This is a genomic window from Streptomyces sp. SID1328 (assembly GCF_009865595.1).
Taxonomy (GTDB): Bacteria; Actinomycetota; Actinomycetes; order Streptomycetales; family Streptomycetaceae; genus Streptomyces; species Streptomyces griseoluteus.
On sequence record NZ_WWKH01000208.1, the window covers coordinates 1 to 4,252 of the forward strand.

The following is a 4,252-nucleotide window of genomic DNA, read 5'->3' on the forward strand; positions in this document are numbered from 1 at the left end:
CCCTCGTACTGGACGTACTCGGGTCTGGGGCCGGGGCGGCGAGAGGGCGTGCATGGCGTCGCGCGGCAGACGGGAATTGTCAGACAGGGCCTAGGACGGATCAGCGCCCCCGGTCCTCCCGGCGGCCCCGGCGGAGTTCCTGCCGGGCCTCGCGGCGGTCCAGGCGTTCCTGACGGCGCAGCTCCTTCAGGCGCTGCCGCTCGGCCCGCGTGAGCTTGCGCTCCACGCCGACCCCGCCCCAGAACGCGAACCCGGTGATGATCACGCGCGGCGCCCCCGGATCGCCGGGCTCGTCCCGGTCCAGGTGCTCGAAGCCGCCCATGATGCCGATGCCGCGCACCACGACCTCGACCCCCGGCGGCACGATCACCTCCAGACCGCCCATCACGGCAACGCAGCTGATCTCGACCTCACGGTCCGCGAAGAACGCCTCGCGCAGGTCGATCTCGCCGCCGCCCATGAAGGCGAAACAGGTGAACTTCTTCGGCATCGTCCAGCGCCCCTTGCGCTGGAACCCGGACAGCACCGCCACCGCTCCGGTCGAGGTGCCCTCACCCCCGACGATCCGGGACGCCCAACTCCCGCCGTCCACCGGCCGCTTGGTGAAGGACACCGGGGGAGCGGCGGCCGGGGTGGCCGGGAGGTCGCTGGTCAGCGGGGCCAGCTCGCCGTAGGTGCGGGCCCGGTACGCCGACTCCAGCCGCTCCTCGAACTCCGCCATGTCCAGGCGGCCTTCGGCCAAGCCGTCGCGGAGGATCTCGGCGACCCGCTCCCGGTCGGCGTCCGAGGCGCGCAGGTCCGGGACGGGACCGGGGGAACGGCGGTCCGGGGCAGCGTCGTCGGTCATGACAGCAGACTACGAGACGGCCTTCTCCGCGTACATCTTGGCGATGACGGCCTCGATGTCGGGTTCGCGGACGGAGAGGTCCACCAGGGGGTAGGCGGCCGCGAGACGGGCCACCAGGGGCGCCGCCGACTGCCCGGCCGGGAACGCCAGCCACTGGCGTGGTCCCTCCACCCGCACCACCCGCGCCGGGGGCACCTCGACCGGTGGCAGCTCCCGCTCCAGGTCCACCACCAGCGTCCGTTCGCCCTCCCCGGCCGCGTGCAGCCCGGTCAGCGAACCGTCGTACACCAGGCGGCCGTGGTCGATCACCATCACCCGCGAGCACAACTGCTCGATGTCCTGGAGGTCGTGGGTGGTGAGCAGGACCGTGGTGCCGCGCTCGGCGTTCAGCTCCTTCAGGAAGCCGCGCACCTTGGCCTTGGAGACGACGTCCAGGCCGATCGTCGGCTCGTCCAGGTACAGCACCTCCGGGTCGTGCAGCAGGGCCGCCGCGATGTCGCCGCGCATCCGCTGGCCGAGCGAGAGCTGGCGTACGGGAACGTCCAACAGGTCGCCCAGTTCCAGCAGTTCGACGCACCGCGCCAGGTTCTCCCGGTACCGGGCGTCCGGAATCCGGTACATACGATGCGCCAGGCGGTAGGAGTCGCTCAGCGGCAGGTCCCACCACAGGGTCGTCCGCTGTCCGAACACCACGCCGATCCGGGACGCCAGCCGGGTCCGCTCCCGTGAGGGGTCGATCCCGGCGACCCGCAGCCGGCCCGAGGTCGGGGTGAGGATGCCGGTCAGCATCTTGATGGTGGTCGACTTGCCCGCGCCGTTCGGCCCGATGTAGCCGACCATCTCACCGCGCGCCACGGTGAACGAGATCGAGTCCACCGCCCGCACCTCGCGCCGCTCCCGCTTGAGGAACCCCGTCTTCTTGCGCACCTCGAAGACCTTGCCGACCTTCTCCAGCGCGATGAACTCCTCGCCGTCCGCCATCAGTTCAGCTCCCCGTGCTCCGGTACGAACGCAGTCCCGCCCGCCAGGCCAGCCCGGCGAGCGCACAGCAGGCCAGCGCCACCAGCGGGGAGACGAACGCCGTCCACCCCGGCAGCCCCAGCGGATACGGGCGCCCCAGCACATAGGCGGCGGGCACCCAGTTGACGAAGGCCAGCGGCAGCACGAAGGTCACTCCGCGCACCAGCTCCTCGGTGAAGACCGCGGGCGGGTACTGGAGCAGCGTCGTACCGCCGTAGGTGAAGGCGTTCTGCACCTCCGAGGCGTCCTGCGCGAGGAACTGGAAGGCGGCCCCCGCCACGAACACCGCGCAGAAGATCCCGCAGCCGCCCGCCACCATCACCGGCATCAGCAGCAGCTTCAGCGGCGTCCAGGCCACCTCAAGCCGGCTCAGCGACCAGCCCAGCACCAGCGCCCCCTGCGTCACCCGGCCCAGCCGCCGGAGCGCGAACCGGTCCGCCGCGACCTGCGCGAGCACCGGCGCCGGACGCACCAGCAGGGTGTCCAGCGTGCCGTCCCGCACCCGGCGCCCCAGCCGGTCCATCGACCCGATCAGCAGGTCCGCCATGCCGAACGCCACCGCCGACAGCCCGTACAGGAACGCCACCTCCGGCAGCGACCAGCCCGCCAGGGAGTCCACGCGGGAGAACATCAGCATGATCGCGACGAAGTCGAAGAAGGTCGCCGCGAAGTTGCCGAACGTGGTCATGACGAACGACGCCCGGTACGCCATCGTGGAGCGCACCCACATCCCGGCGATCAGCCCGTACGCCCGCACCCCCTCGCGGACCCGGCCGTACTCAGCCACCCTGGACCACCACCCGCCGGGTCGCCGCCGACTGGAGGAGGCGCCCCGCGCCCAGCAGCGCCACCGCCCACCCGGCCTGGAACAGCCAGACACCCAGCGGGTCCGCCCGGCCCAGCAGCACGTCCGCCGGGGCCTGCAGCAGCGCCGACCAGGGCAGCGCCCGGACGACCTCGCCGAGCGTGCCCGGGAAGACGTTCAGCGGGAGCAGCATCCCCGAGCAGAAATGCCCGACGAGCCAGGCCATGCGGGAAACCCCAGCGCCGTCCAGCAGCCAGAAGGTGCTCAGCGCCAGCAGGTACCGGATGCCGAAGCCGACCAGCATCGCCAGGGCCAGCGTGACCAGCAGCGCCAGCCAGGTGCCGGCGTCCGAGGGCAGGTAGGCGGGGAAGCAGAGCATTCCGAAGAGGAAGGGCAGCACCCCCCGCCCGAGCAACTGGAAACAGGACCGGCCCAGGTCGGCCGCGAGCCACCACAGCTGGAGGTCGGCCGGCCGGTACAGGTCCACCGCCACGTCACCCGTACGGATGCGCTCCATCAGCTCTTCCTCGGCGCCCCCGCCGCCGATCGCCAGCGTGGAGAGCAGAGCCTGTCCGAGCCATACGTAGGTCACGGCCTGCGCCTGGTCATATCCGCCCAAGTGCGGGCGGGCGTCCCACAGGGCACGGTAGGTGCAGACGATGATCAGACCGAAGACGGTATTGGTGAACACCCCTGCCGCCGTGGCCGCTCGGTAGGTCGCGTACCGTCTGAATCCCCCTGCCGCGACGGCCACGTACAACCGTCCAGCGCCCACGCCGGTCCACCTCCTCGGACTGCTCGACACCGAAGCGCAGGAGCCTAGCCCCGGCCCCCGCGAACGGCCACGCGTTTTCCGTGACCGAAGCGTGCCGGAATCCGGGAACGGTTCACCAGGTGCGAGAGTCTTCAACCAGGGGGCGCAGAAGGCGTACGAGGCGTACGGGAACGTACGACGAAACAGGAGTCCGTGCACGACATGAGCGACGAGCCGCAGCCGCAGCAGCCGAACGAGGGCGGGGGGCCGGAAGAACCTCAGCCGGCTGAGGGGCCCGCAGCAGCGGAACCGCAGGCGAAACCGGCGAAGAGGCCGGCCGACCGCGCGCCGGCGGAGACCGCGCCGAAGCCGGAGAGCGCCCCCGTGCGCGACTCCGCGACCCCGAACGCCCCCCGGCGGACGGGATCTTCGGCGACGGGATCTCCGGCCACGGGATCTTCGGCCACGGGCGGGAAGGTCCGGGCGGAGAAGCCCGACGAGGGTGCCAAGGGTGCTCCGAGCGCTTCGGCCGCGAGGGAGGCCGGCGGTGTCTCCAAGGGCGCGCCTGCCGTGCCCGCGCAGTCCGGCGCCAAGGAGGCCCCGGCGCAGAAGCCTCCGGCTGCCAAGACCCCGGCCGCCGAGCCGCCGGCCGCCGAGAGCACCCAGGTGCTGCGCCGGGTCACCGCCGCCGGGTCCGCGAAGCCGCGTACCGGTGGTGCCGAGCCGCAGCAGGCGCCCGAGAGCACCCAGGTGCTCCGGCGCGTCAAGGCCGACCAGCCGCCGCCCGCCGAGAGCACCCAGGTGCTCCGCCGGGTCAGCGCGCCCC

Annotated in this window: 5 protein-coding genes and 1 pseudogene; 1 reads left to right on the forward strand and 5 read right to left on the reverse strand. The window is 72.3% G+C overall.

Annotated elements, in window-relative coordinates:
* Window positions 1-100: 100 nt before the first annotated feature.
* From GT030_RS06145 to GT030_RS06165, 5 genes are all read right to left on the reverse strand, one after another.
* Window positions 101-847, reverse strand: a complete 747-nt coding sequence (locus GT030_RS06145; RefSeq protein ID WP_161200205.1) for a DUF1707 domain-containing protein — start codon at window positions 845-847, stop codon at window positions 101-103.
* A 9-nt stretch (window positions 848-856) separates the two neighbouring features.
* Window positions 857-1,828, reverse strand: coding sequence for an ATP-binding cassette domain-containing protein (locus GT030_RS06150; RefSeq protein ID WP_161200206.1), 972 nt, complete (start codon window positions 1,826-1,828; stop codon window positions 857-859).
* A gap of 4 nt (window positions 1,829-1,832) precedes the next feature.
* On the reverse strand, window positions 1,833-2,597 hold the full coding sequence (locus GT030_RS06155) for an ABC transporter permease (protein WP_202459749.1): 765 nt from the start codon (window positions 2,595-2,597) through the stop codon (window positions 1,833-1,835).
* Between the two features lie 49 nt (window positions 2,598-2,646).
* The gene (locus GT030_RS06160) at window positions 2,647-3,447 is read right to left on the reverse strand and encodes an ABC-2 family transporter protein (RefSeq protein WP_161200207.1); all 801 of its coding nucleotides are present in this window, start codon (window positions 3,445-3,447) and stop codon (window positions 2,647-2,649) included.
* 257 nt (window positions 3,448-3,704) lie between these two features.
* Window positions 3,705-3,893, reverse strand: a complete 189-nt coding sequence (locus GT030_RS06165; RefSeq protein WP_161200208.1) for a hypothetical protein — start codon at window positions 3,891-3,893, stop codon at window positions 3,705-3,707.
* A gap of 103 nt (window positions 3,894-3,996) precedes the next feature.
* On the opposite strand from GT030_RS06165, the pseudogene GT030_RS06170 reads away from it, so the two are divergent.
* A pseudogene (locus GT030_RS06170) lies at window positions 3,997-4,252 on the forward strand (hypothetical protein); the annotation flags it as partial.

Bases quoted from the DNA above. Each gene is read 5' to 3' on its own strand.
- GT030_RS06145 (WP_161200205.1), bottom strand. From the start codon at position 847: ATGACCGACGACGCTGCCCCGGACCGCCGTTCCCCCGGTCCCGTCCCG.
- GT030_RS06150 (WP_161200206.1), bottom strand. From the start codon at position 1,828: ATGGCGGACGGCGAGGAGTTCATCGCGCTGGAGAAGGTCGGCAAGGTC.
- GT030_RS06155 (WP_202459749.1), bottom strand. From the start codon at position 2,597: ATGTGGGTGCGCTCCACGATGGCGTACCGGGCGTCGTTCGTCATGACC.